The sequence below is a fragment of the Kribbella shirazensis genome (genome assembly GCF_011761605.1).
Taxonomy (GTDB): Bacteria; Actinomycetota; Actinomycetes; order Propionibacteriales; family Kribbellaceae; genus Kribbella; species Kribbella shirazensis.
On record NZ_JAASRO010000001.1, the window covers coordinates 8,559,543 to 8,575,105 of the forward strand.

At 69.1% G+C, this 15,563-nt stretch carries 14 protein-coding genes; 3 read left to right on the forward strand and 11 right to left on the reverse strand.

Annotation, left to right across the window (positions count from 1 at the left end):
- The first annotated feature begins 133 nt into the window (after positions 1 to 133).
- On the forward strand, positions 134 to 871 hold the full coding sequence (locus tag BJY22_RS40725; protein ID WP_337759822.1) for an SAM-dependent methyltransferase: 738 nt from the start codon (positions 134 to 136) through the stop codon (positions 869 to 871).
- A gap of 20 nt (positions 872 to 891) precedes the next feature.
- Positions 892 to 1,314 carry a hypothetical protein gene (locus BJY22_RS40730; RefSeq protein ID WP_167217637.1) on the forward strand — a complete coding sequence of 141 codons (423 nt, stop codon included), beginning with the start codon at positions 892 to 894 and terminating at the stop codon, positions 1,312 to 1,314.
- Between the two features lie 205 nt (positions 1,315 to 1,519).
- Here BJY22_RS40730 and BJY22_RS40735 read toward each other — a convergent pair whose 3' ends face one another.
- From BJY22_RS40735 to BJY22_RS40770, 8 genes are all read right to left on the reverse strand, one after another.
- Positions 1,520 to 2,242, reverse strand: a complete 723-nt coding sequence (locus BJY22_RS40735; RefSeq protein ID WP_337759823.1) for a class E sortase — start codon at positions 2,240 to 2,242, stop codon at positions 1,520 to 1,522.
- Between the two features lie 179 nt (positions 2,243 to 2,421).
- The gene (locus tag BJY22_RS40740) at positions 2,422 to 2,961 is read right to left on the reverse strand and encodes a molybdenum cofactor biosysynthesis protein (RefSeq protein WP_167217639.1); all 540 of its coding nucleotides are present in this window, start codon (positions 2,959 to 2,961) and stop codon (positions 2,422 to 2,424) included.
- A gap of 1 nt (position 2,962) precedes the next feature.
- Positions 2,963 to 3,715 (reverse strand): aminoglycoside 3'-phosphotransferase, encoded by a 753-nt coding sequence (locus BJY22_RS40745; protein WP_167217641.1) that lies wholly within the window; start codon positions 3,713 to 3,715, stop codon positions 2,963 to 2,965.
- Positions 3,696 to 5,171 (reverse strand): arylsulfatase, encoded by a 1,476-nt coding sequence (locus tag BJY22_RS40750; protein WP_167217642.1) that lies wholly within the window; start codon positions 5,169 to 5,171, stop codon positions 3,696 to 3,698. Before BJY22_RS40750 ends, BJY22_RS40745 begins: the two co-directional genes overlap by 20 nt.
- A gap of 117 nt (positions 5,172 to 5,288) precedes the next feature.
- Entirely contained in the window at positions 5,289 to 6,293 is a 1,005-nt protein-coding gene (locus BJY22_RS40755; protein WP_167217644.1) for a LacI family DNA-binding transcriptional regulator, read from the reverse strand.
- A 17-nt stretch (positions 6,294 to 6,310) separates the two neighbouring features.
- Positions 6,311 to 7,186, reverse strand: coding sequence for a carbohydrate ABC transporter permease (locus BJY22_RS40760; RefSeq protein ID WP_167217646.1), 876 nt, complete (start codon positions 7,184 to 7,186; stop codon positions 6,311 to 6,313).
- Positions 7,183 to 8,142, reverse strand: a complete 960-nt coding sequence (locus tag BJY22_RS40765) for an ABC transporter permease (RefSeq protein ID WP_167217648.1) — start codon at positions 8,140 to 8,142, stop codon at positions 7,183 to 7,185. Before BJY22_RS40765 ends, BJY22_RS40760 begins: the two co-directional genes overlap by 4 nt.
- A 3-nt stretch (positions 8,143 to 8,145) precedes the next feature.
- Positions 8,146 to 9,768: a substrate-binding domain-containing protein gene (locus BJY22_RS40770; protein WP_167217650.1), complete on the reverse strand. Its 1,623-nt coding sequence runs from the start codon at positions 9,766 to 9,768 to the stop codon at positions 8,146 to 8,148.
- 218 nt (positions 9,769 to 9,986) lie between these two features.
- Between BJY22_RS40770 and BJY22_RS40775 the strand changes: the two genes are divergently transcribed.
- Positions 9,987 to 10,352: a nitroreductase family deazaflavin-dependent oxidoreductase gene (locus tag BJY22_RS40775; protein ID WP_202891489.1), complete on the forward strand. Its 366-nt coding sequence runs from the start codon at positions 9,987 to 9,989 to the stop codon at positions 10,350 to 10,352.
- Between the two features lie 35 nt (positions 10,353 to 10,387).
- Here BJY22_RS40775 and BJY22_RS40780 read toward each other — a convergent pair whose 3' ends face one another.
- From BJY22_RS40780 to BJY22_RS40790, 3 genes are read right to left on the reverse strand one after another with little or no spacing between them, the layout of a single operon-like run.
- Positions 10,388 to 12,946, reverse strand: coding sequence for an ATP-binding protein (locus BJY22_RS40780; RefSeq protein WP_167217653.1), 2,559 nt, complete (start codon positions 12,944 to 12,946; stop codon positions 10,388 to 10,390).
- Between the two features lie 48 nt (positions 12,947 to 12,994).
- Positions 12,995 to 13,993: a LacI family DNA-binding transcriptional regulator gene (locus tag BJY22_RS40785; protein WP_167217655.1), complete on the reverse strand. Its 999-nt coding sequence runs from the start codon at positions 13,991 to 13,993 to the stop codon at positions 12,995 to 12,997.
- Positions 13,994 to 14,006: 13 nt separating this feature from the next.
- Positions 14,007 to 15,458, reverse strand: a complete 1,452-nt coding sequence (locus tag BJY22_RS40790) for a sulfatase-like hydrolase/transferase (RefSeq protein WP_167217657.1) — start codon at positions 15,456 to 15,458, stop codon at positions 14,007 to 14,009.
- Positions 15,459 to 15,563 lie beyond the last annotated feature (105 nt).

Below are 15,563 nucleotides of genomic sequence, written 5' to 3' on the forward strand. Positions count from 1 at the left end.
ACCGGCCGACGGCTGATGTTACGGCCTGTACCACCATCCCGAGAACCGCATTGCAGCTATTGACACCGTTCCGCGATCCATACAGAGCGTGGTCAGACGACTACCGGATCGCAGGCGAGGTTACCCTCTGCCAGTGGCCGACCTGAAGCACGAGGACTACCCGCGCGCCAACGCGTACGACGCCGACTGGCTGCTGGCCGCCGACATGGGCCCGAATCCGCTGTGGTTGCTGGAGGATCTCGCCCACGAGCTCGACCTGCGACCTGGTCAGCGCGTGCTCGACCTGGGATCGGGCAAGGGCGCGACCGCCGCCTTCCTCGCCAAGGAGTACGGCGTGCAGGTCTGGGCGGCCGATCTATGGGTCGATCCAACGGCCGCGGCCGCGAACATCGCCGCCCAGGGCGTCGACGGGGTCGTGACGCTGAAGGCGGAGGCCCACACGTTGCCGTTCGCCCACGGATTCTTCGACGCGATCGTCTGCGTCGACGCCTACGAGTACTTCGGCACCGCGGACAACTACCTCGCCTACCTGATCGGCTTCCTGAAACCCGGCGGACAGCTCGGGGTCGCGACGCCGGCGATGACGCGGGAGATCCGCGACCTCGGTCACATCCCGGAGCACATCAAGAAGCTCGTCGGCTGGGAGGCCATCGCCTGGCACACCGCGGACTGGTGGCGGTTCCAGTGGGAGATCACCGAGCTGGTCGACGTCACCGCCGCACGACTCCAGCCGAACGGGTGGGCCGATTGGCTGCGCTGGTCCCGAGCGGTCTCGGAGTACCGCGGTGAACGCGACGGCGCACTCGACATGCTCGAGGCCGACAACGGTCAATTCCTCACGTTCGCGATCCTCGCCGCTCGCAAGCGCTGACCGCCTGGCATGCTGGGGGCATGAGCTGGGCTGTTTACGCTATGCGCGGGCCAGGAGGCGTACGTCGTCTCGACGACCTACCGGTCGACTACGAGCCACCGTCAGTCGGTCTGGTGACCGACGTGGTGGCCACGGTCCGGGAGGTGGTGCCGGACGTCGACACCAGCAAGCCGTCCTGGCTGGCGCTGCGAGGTCCGGAGTACGACGTCGAGATGACCATCGGCAAGGGTGTCGAGGTCCGCGACATCACCTTCTACCTGAACGACGGTCCGCGGTCGATCCCGATCGTGATGGAGATCAGCCGCCGCCTCGGCGTGACGCCGTACGACACCGAGTCCGGCGACTTCCTCACCGAGGAGTCCCGCCCGCCGGTCCCGCCGCCGATGACCGCGGACGAGATCAAGATGAACAAGCCGAAGTGGTGGAAGTTCGGCCGTAAGTAGATGTCTGAGCACGCCGATCTCGCCGCCCGCCAACGACCGCGTGGACCAGAACGCCGATGCGCCCGTGTGAAGCCTCCTGCTGGCGGGTTGTTTCACCGCTGACCTGCTGCAACCCGCCAGCGGCACAACAACCTGCCAGCGGCACAACGGCCACTCACTGCCCGTCTGACGGCTCCGGGGCCTGTTCCCACACCCTGCCACGGCCTCAGCGGGTCGCGACCAGGGTGCCGATCTTGTTGATCCGGTGCTCGGGGTTGCCGAGTTCGTCGTGCCAGTAGTTGCCGGCCGCGTGGTCCTCGGGCGTGGCGCAGGTGGAGATGGTGATCATCGCCCGGGTCGGCGTCACGCCGGGACGGCCGGGTACGGCGGCGTTCTGCTGGGCCTTCTCGGCGGGCTTGCGGAACGAGATCGTCATCGTCCGCGTCACCCGGTAGTCGTAGACCGTCCGGCCGACGGTGATCAGGATGTGGTCGCCGGTGCGGAGCTCGGGGACGCGTTCCAGCGGGCGGCCGTGGCTGACACGGTGCCCGGTGATGATGAAGTTCCCGATCTCCCCCGGCCCGACGCCGCCCGCCCGGCCTCGCGGGCTGGCCGCCACACCGCGGTCCTGGATCCGGGTGCCGGGCCGATCGTCCGCGGTACCGGTGTAGGCGACGACGCGCAGGCCGCGCACCCCGATCGCCGGGATCGACATGCTCGCCGGGCCGGTCGCCGGCGGCTTGGGTTTGGGCGGCGTCGACGGCGGCCGCGTTGTCGCGGGAGACGTCGGCGCCGGGGAAGGTGCCTGTGACGACGTGGGCGGTGAGGTCGTCGGTGAGGTCGGTTGGGTGGTCGAGGGCACGCGCGGGGATACCGACTCACCGGTCAGAGACGTGTCACTACACCCGACCAGCGCCGCCAACACCACGAACGCACCCACCAGCCTCACACTTCGACAGTAAGCCGCGAGACCGAAAGCCGCACGAAAAGGTCAGGTCTCCCGCCGATGGCCGGCGGAGGTGCAGCTCGACAGGTAGTGCACCACCGAAACGTTGTACGCGCATGCCCGATCACGCTCAGGTGCACTACCCACCGGGTCGACACGTCCTGTCGAGCCGCCGACGCGCCTCAGTCCGGCACGGTCAGGTCGGCCGGGCCGAGTCGCAGTACGCCGGAGGTGAGGGGCGTCGCGCGGATCCCACCGTGGCCGCGCAACGCCTTCATTGCGCCGGGGGCGAGGACCTCGTCCATCCAGGCGCACGGGTTGGCGGGGCGGTGGGCCTGGAAGGTGACCGGGCCCTGGCCGGAGTCGAGGGTGAAGCGGCGCCCGTCGATCCGACGACCTTGGGCGTCCCGGTGCGCGGCGAGTTCGTCGATCGGGAAGCCGCGCAGGGCGATGTTGCGCCGGGCCAGGTGCGGGTCGAGCCGTCCGGGCAGGCCGAGAACGCGGACGACCTCGTCGAGCGCGGCCGCATCGATCAGTGTCACGGCGGCGTTCTTGTGGATCGTTTGCGCGTAGTACCGGTCGCCGACGATTCCCAGGCCCGCACGGACCTCGATCTCGGAGCGCGCGGCCGGCTCCGGATCGGGGCGCGGACCGTCAGCGGGCCGACCCTCGAACGCGTGCTGACGGGACACGACCAGCGCGACGATCTCGACCCTCGTCATGTCAGCCCCAGGTCAGCGGGTCGAGGAGGCGGAAGAAGTACAGGCGGCGCGGGTCCGGATTCGGTACGCCGTACGACGCGAGGAACGGGCCCGGATCGGCCGACCACTCGTCGTGGAGCTGGATCGTGGTGAGCGCGAGGTCGACGTACCGGTCGGCGACGCCGAGCCGGCCGAGGTCGATCAGCCCGGTGACCTCGAGGGTGTCGGGGTCGAAGAAGATGTTCGGCAGGCACGCGTCGCCGTGGCAGACGACCGGTTCCAGGACGCTCTCCACATAGGGGCGCTCGGCAACCACTTCTGCGAGGAGCTCGGCCGGTGCGACCTTCCGCCACTCGTCGGTGAGGAACGCCGGGTTCACGGCATCCCGCCGTACGACGTCCTCCGCCGTCGCGATCACCGACGCCAGCGGGCGCTCGAACGGGCAGTCGGTGAGCGCGTGCAACTCACGCAGGATCCCGCCCAGACTCCGCATCGCCCGCTCCCGCGACACCGGCGCGAGCGCGTCCCCTGGCAGACCCGGCACAGCCGACGTCACCTGACACGCACCACCCGAGGGGAGCTCGAGCCAATCGACGACTGTTGCCCCCGGCAACCCCGTGCTCGCGAGCCACTCGATCCGGTCGCGCTCGGCGGCCAACTCCGCCACGCCCGCGGGACCGCAGCACTTGGCAAAGACGTCTCCGCGACGGAAGACCGACGTGTCGGACTCGCCGATTTCGACGGCCGTCCAGCCGTCACCCGGCGGCGCGAGCAATGCGTTCCCTCGTGTGCTCGAGGATCGCCGTCACCGGCCGCCCGGTCATCAACTTGCCGTCAGCAACGAACCCTTCCTCGCGACCGGTCAGGTCCTGGATCAGCCGCTCCCGCCACAGATCACGCAGGTCGGGCCGCTCCTTGACCAGATTCCGCAGCTCACCGGGATCCTCGACCAGATCGAACAGCTGCTCCACACCCCGCTCGGAGCCCCACACGTACTTCGTCTTCCCGTCCGTCACCCACTGGATCGACTGCCCGAAGTGCAGATGCTCCCCATGCAGCCACTCGCGCACCGGCCCGTCCGAAGTCCCCCGCAGGTACGGCGCCAGCGACCGCCCGTCGACCGACGACGGGATCGGGACCCCGGCCAGCTCCAGCAGCGTCGGCATCACGTCCCGCAACTCGACCACATGGTCCACGACTCCGCCGCGGACGGCACCATCAGCCGAAGAACGGTCCGCCACGATGAACGGCACCCGCGCCGACCCCTCGTACGGCACCGACTTCCGGAACATCCGGTGGTCGCCCAGCATCTCGCCGTGGTCCGACGTGAACGCGATGATCGTGTCCTCGTACACCCCGAAGTCGACCAGTGCCTCCTTGATCCGGTTGATCTGCAGGTCGATCTGCGCCATCAGCCCGTAGTACCCGGCCCGCGCGCGATGCACGACCCGGTCCGGCAGGTCCCCGACCGACGCCTGGTAGTCCCCGTCCTGCCGGAACTCGTCCCAGTCGTCCTCCCAGTCCCCGAGCTCGCGTTCGTACGGCGGCAGCGCGTTGTACTGGTCGAACGCCCATGCCGGCGGGTCGTACGGCGGATGCGGCCGATGAAACGACACGTAGAGAAAGAACGGCCGGGAGGGATCGCGCCGGTACAGCCAGTCGATCGTCTGCGTGCCGATCCAGTGCGTCGGATGCAGCTCCTCCGCCTTGTCCCACGGCCGCGCGACCACTGAGTTGCAGTTCACCCCGTGATCGAAGTACTCCGCATCCGGCGAAACCCCCGGCTGCCGGCGCAGCCACGGCACATAGTCGTCGAAGAACCCGAACTGCTGCCGATGCGAACGCCGCGCGTGATGCAGGAACCCGTCGTGCAGAATCACATCGTCGAACCCGAGCCGCGCCCGCTCCGGCCACACATGCATCTTCCCGATCGCCTGCGTGTGGTACCCCGCCTTGCGGAACTCCCCCTGCACCGTCACCGGATGCGCGGCGTCGAACGGTACGCCGTCGGTGTACCCGACCCGCCCGTGCCGCTCCTGCGACTGCCCGGTGAACAACGCCGCCCGCGCCGGCACACACGACGGCGTCGCGGAGTACCCGCGGCTGAACCGCACCCCGTTCCGCGCGAGCTCGTCCAGATGCGGTGTCTCGACGTACGGATGACCGGCACACGACATCGCGTCACCGCGCCACTCGTCGACACAGATCAGTACGACGTTGGCCTTGGTCATGGGGCCTCCCGGCCTGGACTGAGGAGCGGAGGGAGCGAAGCGACCGGAGCGACGAGGGAAGGCCGGGAGTTCCAGCCCCATGACCCGCCGCGACGGAGTCGCGGCATCAGTACTGCCTCACTGAGCCACCTTCGACGATTCGCGGACGATCAACTGCCATGGGAAGTCGAACACCTCACCTGGTGCACCCTCTCGGTCGGTCAGTCTGCTCACGATGATCCGGGCCAGCGCGTCGTTGAAGTCGACCGGCCCGACCGTCGACAGCGACGGGTCCAGGTGTTCGCCCTCGGGCGTGTTCCCGACGCCGACGATCGCGAGCTCCCGCGGTACGTCGATGCGCAGCCGGTGGGCCGCCCGCACGGCGGCGATCGCGGCGAAGTCCGTCGTACAGTAGATCGCCGTCGGGCGGTCCGGCTTGGTGAGCAGCGCCATCGCGGCGCGGTAGGCGCCCTCCGGGTGCCGCTCGAAGATCTCGATGTCGGCGTCGCGGACCGGCTTGCCCGCCGCCCGCAGGGTGTTGAGGTACGCGTCGAAGCGGGCGAACCCGTTGGTCCGCGACGTCAGCGCGCCGACCCGGTCGTGGTGCTCCAGCAGGTGTTCCACCGCGAGGTGACAGCGCGGCTCGGCCCCGGACCGGATCACGTCGAAGCCGCGCGGCTCGAGCGTTTCGCTGAACGCCACGATCTGCACGCCCTGCGCCGCGAACGCCTCCAGTTCGGCGACCTGCTCCGCGTCCGGCGAGACGCTGTCGATGAAGATCACATCCGGCGTCCGGTTCGACAGCACGGTCCGCCAGTCGCCGTCCGCGACGATCAGGGCGGTCTTGCCGAGCGGAGTCACCGCCGTACTGACCGTGGCCGCGACCGCCTGCGACCACGGGTCGGCCAGGACGCTCAGCGACAGCAGGACCAGGTCCGACTTGCCGGTCCGGATCGCCCGGGCCGCGTCGTTGCGCCGGTAGCCGAGCCGCGACGCGGCCTCGCGGACCCGGTCCGCGGTCGAGTCCTTGATGGTGTGGCTGCGGTGCCGCCCGGACAGCACGTACGACACGGTCGCGACCGAGACACCTGCCTCCTTCGCCACCATCCGGAGCGTCGGCCGGTCGGTCAAAGGTGAGGACATGGCTTGATTCTTGCAGATCAGCCCTTGACCGCACCGGTGATTACACCCTTGGTGAAGTGCCGTTGCAGGAACGGGTAGACCAGAGCGATCGGGACCAGCGCGACCACGACGACGGCCATCTGCAGGGACTGCGGTTGCGGTAGCGGTTCCACCCCGAGTTGGTCCGCCGACAACGACTTGCCCTGCAGCACGTAGGTCCGCAGGATCACCTGGACCGGCCACTTCGACGTGTCGTTCAGGTACAGCAGCGCGTTGAAGAACGCGTTCCAGAACCCGACCGCGTAGAACAGCCCGACCACCGCGATCACCGCCTTCGACAGCGGCATGATGATCTGCCGGAGGATGGTGAAGTCGCTCGCGCCGTCGATCCGCGCGCTCTCCAGCAGCTCACCCGGCACGTTCATGAAGAAGGTGCGCAGGACAACGAAGTTGAACGCCCCGAGCGCCCCCGGGAGGATCAGCGACCACAGGCTGTCGAGCAGCCCGAACTGCTTCACCACCAGGAACATCGGGATGATCCCGGGCGCGAACAGCAACGTGAACAGCACCATCAACAGCACCGGCCGCCCGAACAGCACCGGCCGCGACGTCGCGTACGCCAGCGCGATCGTGACGGCGAGCGCGATCGCCGTACCCACAACTGTGACGAACACGCTGACCAGGATCGCCCTGCCCATCAGGCCGCCGGAGAAGAGCGTTTGGTACGCCTTCAACGTCGGGTGTGACGGCCACAGAACGTACCCGCCTGCGTCGATGATGTCGCGATCGCTTGCCAGAGACGTCGAGACGACGACCAGGATCGGTATGACGATGACGAGTGCGAAGCCGCCCAGTACAACTGCTTTGATCGCCTGGTACCCGGGAGAAGGGTTCTCCTTCCAGACCGGTCTCATGAAGCCCCTCGTTTCTGGAAGATGCCCGGTTCGCCCAAACGGTGTGCGAGCGCGTTGGCGCCCCACAGCAGCAGCGCGCCGACGACGCCCTTGGCGAGTCCGGCCGCGGCCCCGCTGCTCCAGTCGCCGCCGACCACACCCGCGTAGTACGTGAAGGTGTCGAGTACTTCGGCCGCACCCGGACCGACCGAGTCGCGCTGCAGGATGAACTGCTCGAACCCGACGCTGAGGATGTCGCCGATCCGCAGGATCAGCAGCAGCACGATGACGGTCCGCAGTGACGGCAACGTGATGTGCCACAGCCTGCGCCAGCGCCCGGCGCCGTCCGCCGCGGCCGCCTCGTACAGCGAGACGTCGACGGTCGTGAGCGCGGCGAGGAAGATGATCATCGCCCAGCCCGCGTCCTTCCAGATCAGCTGCGCGACGACGAGCAGCGGGAAGGTGTCCGGGTTGGTCATGAACGGGATCGGGTCCAGTCCGGCCTGCCGCAGCAGGTTGTTGACGAACCCGGCCCCGCCGAGCGACTGCTGGAACAGCGTCACGACCAGCACCCAGGACAGGAAGTGCGGCAGGTACGCGATCGTCTGGAACCAGCGCCGGATCCGATTGCTGACCAGCGAGTCGACGATCAGCGCCAGTCCGATCGGCACCGGGAAGAACAGCAGCAGCTGGACGCCCGCCAGCAGCAACGTGTTCCGCAACGCATCCCAGAAGTCCGGGTTGCCGTACAGGTTGACGAAGTTCTGCAGGCCGTTCCACTCGCTGTGCATGATGCCGAGGTACGGCTGGAAGTCCTGGAACGCGACCACGTTGCCGAGCACCGGCAGGTAGAAGAACGCCAGCAGGAACAGCACGCCGGGGATCATCAGCAGCACCATCTGCCAGTCCCGGCGCCATTTCGCCTTCAGCGGCAGGCCACTGCTGACCTGCCGCTTCGTGGAGTTCGCCTTCAGCATCGATCAGGACCCGGTGACCGGAACGCTCGACGGCAGCACGGCCGCGAACTCGTCGCGCATCTTGTCACCGCCGCCGGACTTCCAGCGCTTCAGCGCCTCGTCGTACGCGTCCAGCTTCTGCCGGCCGGTGACGATGTCGACGATCGTGTCCCGGAACGCCGCGGTCAGCTTCGGACCGACCTTGCTGCTCGTGTCGGAGTACGTCCCCGCGGTCGGGTTGCGCATCGCGAACTTCAGCAGCTGCTGCTCGGTCGCGTAGATCTTCTTGGTGTCGTCGGGGTACGCCGGGTTGAAGATCACGCTCTCCGGCGAGTTCATGATCTGCAGCGCACTGACCAGACCGGGCGCCTGCTGCTGACCGGCCTTGGTGAGCACGGGGTTCTTCTGCGCGTCCAAGGTGTACTGCTCGCCCTCGGTGCCGAAGTTCTTCTGCAGGTACTCCTTCGTGCCGAACGGCGCCGACAGGTAGTCCATCAGCGCGAGCAGCTCCCGGATCCGCCCCTCGTCGGTCTTCTTGAACGGCGTGAACCCGACCGTGCCGTACCCCATGTCGTACACCGGCTTCGCCTTGCCGTCGTGGCCGAACGGGATCAGCGTGTCCACGAACAGCGTCGGGTCCAGCGCCCGGAACCCGTCGGTCGCCCGCGGGCCGACCACGACCTGCGCGGCGATCTGGCCGTTCACGGTCTTCGGCGTCGCGTCGGCGAGGTTGAGGTCCGGGTAGAACACCTTCGCGGCCCAGAGCTTGGCGGCGTACTCGACGGCGGCCTTGTAGTTGTCGGTCTCGTAGAGGTGGGTGAGCGAACGGTCCTGGTTCACCCGCCAGCCGTTCGGGGCGCCGAACCACTCGCCGAACATGTGCAGCATGTTGATGATCGCCGGCTCGAGCGCGTAGTTCGTGCCGTTGCTGAGCTGCTTGCACTTCTCGAAGAACTCGTCCGCGGTCCGGCACTGCAGGCCGCCGACCTTCGCCCAGGTCTTCGGGTTGCCCATCATCACCTGGCCGAACGGCGTCGACGGGATCGGCGCGCCCCAGATCTTGCCGTTCACTACCGCGGTCCGCCAGGAGGCCGGCTTCAGCGCGGCCAGGTTCGGGTACTCCAGGACGGCGTCGCCGGACAGGTACTGCGTCAGGTCCTGGAACTTGGCCTCCAGCATCGGGCCGACGTTCGGGATGCCCTGGTTCGGCGGCAGCCACATCAGGTCCGGCAGCGAGTCACTGGCGAGCAACGTCGCGAACTTCTCCGGGTAGCCGGGGTCGGTGCCGATCGTCAGCCGGAGCTCGGCGCCGAGCGCCTTGTTCAGCGACTGCCACATCGGGTTGCTGCCCATCGGCGGCGGAGGCGTCGCGAACGTCTCCGTCAGCGCGGTCACCGGGTTCTTCAGCGGCGGCGCCTTCACGCTCGCTACCGCGTCCGGCGGGAACCGCAGGAACCCGGGCTCCAGGCCGGACTCCGCGCCCGCGAGATCCGGGCGCACTCCCTCGAACGGTTTGTACGTCGGCAGCTTGAGCTCGCTCGAGGCCTTCGCACCGCCGTTGGAAGCCCCACCGTCACCACAGGCCGCCAGCGTCGAGGTCGCGATCGCCGCTCCGGACACCTGCAGGAAACGCCGCCGACTGATCATAGCTGCTCCAAGTTTCGAAGAAGTGCTCACTAATACTCACTTAAACGTTAACCGGGACCGTAAACCTCACCACCCCTCCAACGCAAGGCGACAGCGGACACGAGCCGGCAGGTGAGGCGGCGTTGACCGTGGCGGACCCCCGGCACTACGGTTGAGAAAATTCTCCACGTGAGGAATTTGCCTGATGCCTGCTCCTCGATGGGTCGCCAGCCAACCGGGTGGCGCTGAACCGGGTCACCAAGTTCGTCGCCCCGTGGGCGCCCGGATGGGCGGTCGTCGTCCACCGCGGCCGAAAGTCCGGCCGGACCTTTCGCACGCCGCTGTGGGCCTTTCGGCGCGACGACGGCTTCGTGATCGCGCTGACGTACGGGCCGACCGCGGACTGGGTGCGCAACGTCCTCGCCGCGGAGGGCTGCGAGCTGGAGAGCCGGCGACGTCGCTACGTCGCCGTCAACCCCCGCGTCTACCGCGACGACAACGCGACCGCCATGCCGGCCTTCATCCGCTTCATGCTCCGCAAGGTCATCAAGGCACCGGAGTTCCTCGCGCTGGACGTCGCGCGCGACCTCGGCCCGGCGCACTGACCGGCAGACATGAGCCGGGGAGAACTTCAGTGAGTTCAACTGTGGGGTTGACCGGCGAGTGTCAGCTGTCCGAGCAGGTCCTCGACCCGCGCGGCGCGTCCTGCCTGGCGGTGCCGGTCCCAGGCCGCGCGGGACAGCGTGTCGCCGACCAGGGCGAGGGCCTCGGCGAGTTCTTCCCGCAGGTACGGGTTGGGGATCTCGAGGCGTTCGCCCATGGCTTCCTCCGCACCGAACAGCTCGGCGGCGCCGACCGGGTCTCCGCGGCGGAGCAGGATGTTCATCGCGGTGTTCGAGAAGGCCATGGTCAGGCTCGGGCTGCCGAGCGCGAGCACGGTCGGGATCAGTTCCTGGGCCAGCGCGGCGGCCTCGTCGAGCCGGCCGGCCAGCGTCAGCAGGTAGGCGAGATTCTGGCCCTGTACAGCGATTTCGTGCGCGTCCCCGAGCGATTCGGTGATGGTCAGGGCCTCGCGCAACAACTCCTCCGCGCGGTCGAAGTTCCCGAGATCCTCTTCGATGCCGCCCAGGTGGCTGAGGACCCGGCCCAGCCGCCAGGGATCGTCGAGCGCGCGGTGCCGGTCGACGGCGTCGACGAGCGTCGACCGCGCCGCGGCGAGGTCACCGCGCTGACGGTGCACCGAGCCGAGAACGGCCAGCCCGAACGCGACACCGGCCGCGTCACCGAGCTCCCGCGACATCTCCACGCTGCGGTTCGCCACCTCGTATGCCCGCTCGGGCTCCCCCTGGAGGTGCAGCAGATTGCTCAATCCGCGCAGGCAGGCGGCCAACTCGGGCGAGGACGTCGTACCGGCGGCCGCGACGACCTGCTCGTGCCAGCCGCGGCTCTCGGCGAGGTACCCGCCGAGGACCCACACCCAGCCGAGCGATGCGCACAACCGCAGACCGGTCCGTACGTCGTGATCGGTCGACCAGGCGAGCGCCGTACGGAAGTTGTCGAGCTCCGTCTCGGCGCGCTCGATCGGGTAGTCGGAGGTGGTCTTCTTGAGGCGTTCCAACTGCTCGGCGAGGCCTGCGTAGTAGGAGGCGTGGCTGTCGCGCACAGCGGCGTCCTCGTCGGTGGCTCCGAGCTGTTCTGCGGCGTACTGCCGGATCGTCTCCAGGAGCCGGACGCGCGTGCCGTCCGCATCGTCGGACAGCGTGATCAGGTTGGCGTCGCGCAGCTCGGCGACGACGTCGAGCGGATCGATGCTGGTGGCAACTTTCTCGACTGCGGCCAGATCGGCACCGCCGGCGAAGACTGCCAGCCTCCGGAAGGTACGGCGGTGCTCGGGGCTGAGCAGCTCGTACGACCAGGCGATCGTGTCCCGCAGCGTCCGCTGACGTTGCGGCGTCACCGTACTCGTGGACGCGATGTCGAGCGACTGGTCGACGCGGGCGAGCACCTCCTTGACGCTGAACAGGCGCAGCCGCGGCGCGCACAGTTCGATCGCCAACGGGAGCCCGTCGAGCCGGCGACAGAGCGCGATGACGTCGGCAGTGTTCTCCGGTGTCAGCGTGAACGTCGGGCGCACGGCCTGAGCACGCTCCACGAAGAGCTGGACAGCGGCCGAGTCCGCCGCGTCCGTGACCGGGAGCGGTGCCACCGGATGCTGGTGCTCACCGACCAGTCCGAGTGCGCGGCGTGATGTGGCGACGAGCTTCACATGTGCAGCGCCTTCGATGATCTCGGCAACGACTTTGCCGGCGTCGGGCAGCTGTTCGAGATTGTCGAGCACGAGCAGCAGCGTGCGCTGGGCCAAGTAGTTGACCACGCGGCTGCGCTCGCGGGGCGGGATGTCGAGGACCTCGGCGATCGTCGTCCACAGGACCCGCTCCGAGGTGACGGACGCGAGCGGGACGAAGTACACGCCGCCCGGGAACCTGGTGGTCAGCTCCGCCGCGGCGCCGATCGCCAACCGGGTCTTGCCCGACCCTCCCGGGCCGGTCAGCGTGACCAGTCGTACGTCGGTCCGGCCGAGCAGCCCGGTGATGCGGTCGAGGTCCTGCGCGCGACCGAGCAGTGGGGTCGCCGGCGCGGGGAGGCTGGTCGACGTACCGAGGGTGCGTGGAGGCGGGAAGTCGTTCTGCAGGCCGACGATCGTGACCTGGAGCAGCCGCTCGGGTTCCGGGATGTCCTTCAGGTGATGGGTTCCGAGGTCGCGGAGTGTGACGTCGTCGGGCAGTTGCGTGAGTTGGCCGGTGACGGCCGAGACCACGATCTGGCCGCCGTGCGCGGCCGCCCCGATGCGCGCGGCCAGGTGGACGTCCATGCCCCAGTAGTCGCCGTCGTACACGCCCGGCGTACCGGTGTGGATCCCCATCCGGACCCGCAGCCGCTCACCACCGGGCCAGCGGTGCTCCGCAAGACCGCGCTGTCCGTCGACCGCCGCGCGGACCGCGTCCCCGGCCGTCGGGAAGACGACGAAGAAGCTGTCGCCCTCGGTCCCCATCTCCGTTCCGCCGTACGCCGTCCAGGCCGCGCGCAGGATCCGCCGGTGTCCTTCCAGCGCGTCGAGGTACTGATCCCCCAGGCGGCGCAGCAGCACCGTCGACCCCTCGATGTCCGAGAACAGCATGGCGACCATTCCCCCACCCATGCCGCCAGTGTCGGCGCCGGCGCGGAGTACGTCGAGAGGTCGCGTGCCCTAGGTCCTGCCGGCGGTGCTCTCGCGGATCAGCAGGCGGAAGGGGGCCTGCTTGCGGACCGGTTCGCCGCCGGGGCGCTGGTCGCGGAGGGCCTCCAGGGCCAGGCGGGCGATCGCGACGCGGTCGGGCGCGACAGTGGTGAGCGTCGGCAGCGTGGCGAGGTCGTACGGGATGTCGTCGAAGCCGACCACGGCCACGTCCTGCGGCACCCGCAGACCGCGCAGGACCAGCGCGCGGATCGCTCCCATCGCGAGCCAGTCGGTCGCCGCGAACACCGCGTCCGGGGCCTGGTGGCCGGCATCCAGCCACTCGCCGAGGGTCCGCTCGGCGTCCTGACCGCGCAGGCCGCCGGTCGGCAGCACGATGTCCTCGTCGACCGGCAGCCCCGCCGCGGCGAGAGCGTCGCGGTACCCGTTGATCCGCTGGTCGTCCATCCGCGGGCCGGGCGCCAGTGCCATCACCTTGCGCCGGCCGAGCGACAGCAGGTGCTCGGTGGCCACCCGGCCGGCGTCGCGGTTGTCGATCCCGACGTGGTCGGCGTGATGCTCGGGGCCGGCCTTCTCGCCCAGCAGGACCAGCGGCAGCGCCGGGTCCCGCCCCTGGACGTCCTCCGGCGTCAGGCCGAGCGGGCTCATCACGATCCCGTCCAGCCGGGCCGGGTGCCGTTCGGTGAGCAGCGCGAGCTCGGCCTCCCGGCGGCCGCCGGTCTGGTGGAACTGCACGATCCAGCCGAACGACTCCGCCTCGTCGAGCACCCGGGCCGCGAGCGAGGCGAAGTACGGCCGGTCGAGTTGCGGCACCGCCAGCGCGATCACGCCGCTGCGGCCCTGGGCGAGGTTGCGGGCCGCGATGTTCGGCCGGTAGCCGAGCTTGTCGATCGCGGCCAGGACCCGCTTCCGGGTCTCCTCGCGGACGTGCTCGGCACCGTTGACGACGTTCGACACCGTCTTCATCGACACACCGGCCGCCTCGGCGACATCGGTCAGGCGCGGCCTCATAGCTGCCAGGATCTCACTGGGCCCAGCGCCAGTTGTGGGCCAGGCGGAGCGGAACGTAGTTGCCGTTGGGGAGGTCGTCGGTCAGCCGTGCCTGCCAGCGGGTGAGCTCGTGCAGCAGGCGGGCCCGCACGGCCAGGTGCCGGTCGTCGTCGAAGAGGTTGTCGAGCTCGGCCGGATCGTTCTCGAGGTCGTAGAGTTCGCCGGCCAGGTCCGCGTGGACGATGAGCTTCCAGCGGCCGCTGCGGAGCATCCGGGCGGCGCCGGACTGGGTGACGGTGTTGAGTTCGTCGAACGTCGGGCCGTCGTACCCGAAGTGCAGCGGTGGCCGCGCGGTCACGTCGTACGCGCGCCCGCCGAAGCCCTGCTCGGCGACGATGCTGCCGAACTCCGCCTCGGGCGCTTCGTTGCCATGGGCAAGCGGCAGCAGGCTGCGGCCCTGGACGCCGTCCGGAATGGGTCGGCCGACGGCTTCGCAGACGGTCGGGAGGACGTCGACGATCGAGACCGGCTCGTCGCGCTCCTGGACGCTGATGCCGTCGCCGGCCACGATCAGCGGGATCCGCATCAGGAACTCGGACAGGCCGGCGCCCTTGCGCTGCAGGCCGTACTCGCCGACGTAGTCGCCGTGGTCGGCCAGCACGATCGTCAGGCGCGGGCGCCGGCGTTGCGCCAAGCCTTCGTGGAGGCGGCGGATCTGGTCGTCGAGCAGGCGCAGCATGCCGAGGTAGTTGGCGGTGTAGCGACGCCAGTTGTCGTCGTACCCGGGGCGCTTCTCCTCCTGGAGGCGACGCAGCCAGGCGTAGCTGCCGCCCTTGACTTCTGTTGCCTCCGGCCCGGTTGTGCGGTCGGGGACGTCCTCGGGGTCGACCAGGTCGAAGTACGGCTGCGGGACCTGGTACGGGTTGTGGGGCTCGGGGTAGGAGACCCAGAACAGGCCCGGCCGGTCAGGGTCCGCGTCGTCGACCGCCTGGAGCGCGTCGGAGGTGATCCGGTAGGGAAGCTGCGTCTCCAGGGGGTGGGGCGTCGGCTTGTCGGAAACGCCGTGGTCGAGGCGTTCCAGCCAGTTGTCGAAAGCGATTTCCTCCGCGTTCCGCTCCGGTCCTTGGGTGTGGAAGTACGGTCCGGCGAAGGTGTCGAAGTCCTGCGCGCCGCGGTGCATGTGCGGCTTGCCCGCGAAGTGCAGCTGGTAGTCCGCGGTCCGCAGTACGTCGAGCAGGTCCTGCTCGTAGCGGGCGTACCGCGCGTTGCTGTTCTGCCGGACCTGGTGGGCGCTCGGAAACCGTCCGGTCAGCAGGCTCGTCCGTGCCGGAACGCAGGCCGGCGCGGCCGTGTATGCGTTCCGGAAATCCGTTCCGCGTTCCGCCAGGCCGTCGACGAACGGCATGGTGTCCACCGGGAACCCGCTCCGCCGAGTCAGTCCCACCCGCTGCTGATCGGTCATCACGATGACGATGTCGGGACGCATCGGCCTGCTCTCTGCTCGCGGTTTACAGCGCTGTATTGCAGCGCTGCAAACCCTGCCCGAGCCGAACCGCATCCGTCAAGAGCCGACCGTGCCGCCGGAAGATGC

What these genes read in the sequence shown, in the direction of transcription:
- BJY22_RS40730 (WP_167217637.1), top strand. Translation starts at nt 892, where the DNA reads ATGAGCTGGGCTGTTTACGCTATGCGCGGGCCAGGAGGCGTACGTCGT.
- BJY22_RS40740 (WP_167217639.1), bottom strand. Translation starts at nt 2,961, where the DNA reads ATGACGAGGGTCGAGATCGTCGCGCTGGTCGTGTCCCGTCAGCACGCG.
- BJY22_RS40750 (WP_167217642.1), bottom strand. Translation starts at nt 5,171, where the DNA reads ATGACCAAGGCCAACGTCGTACTGATCTGTGTCGACGAGTGGCGCGGT.
- BJY22_RS40755 (WP_167217644.1), bottom strand. Translation starts at nt 6,293, where the DNA reads ATGTCCTCACCTTTGACCGACCGGCCGACGCTCCGGATGGTGGCGAAG.
- BJY22_RS40760 (WP_167217646.1), bottom strand. Translation starts at nt 7,186, where the DNA reads ATGAGACCGGTCTGGAAGGAGAACCCTTCTCCCGGGTACCAGGCGATC.
- BJY22_RS40765 (WP_167217648.1), bottom strand. Translation starts at nt 8,142, where the DNA reads ATGCTGAAGGCGAACTCCACGAAGCGGCAGGTCAGCAGTGGCCTGCCG.
- BJY22_RS40770 (WP_167217650.1), bottom strand. Translation starts at nt 9,768, where the DNA reads ATGATCAGTCGGCGGCGTTTCCTGCAGGTGTCCGGAGCGGCGATCGCG.
- BJY22_RS40780 (WP_167217653.1), bottom strand. Translation starts at nt 12,946, where the DNA reads ATGGGTGGGGGAATGGTCGCCATGCTGTTCTCGGACATCGAGGGGTCG.
- BJY22_RS40785 (WP_167217655.1), bottom strand. Translation starts at nt 13,993, where the DNA reads ATGAGGCCGCGCCTGACCGATGTCGCCGAGGCGGCCGGTGTGTCGATG.
- BJY22_RS40790 (WP_167217657.1), bottom strand. Translation starts at nt 15,458, where the DNA reads ATGCGTCCCGACATCGTCATCGTGATGACCGATCAGCAGCGGGTGGGA.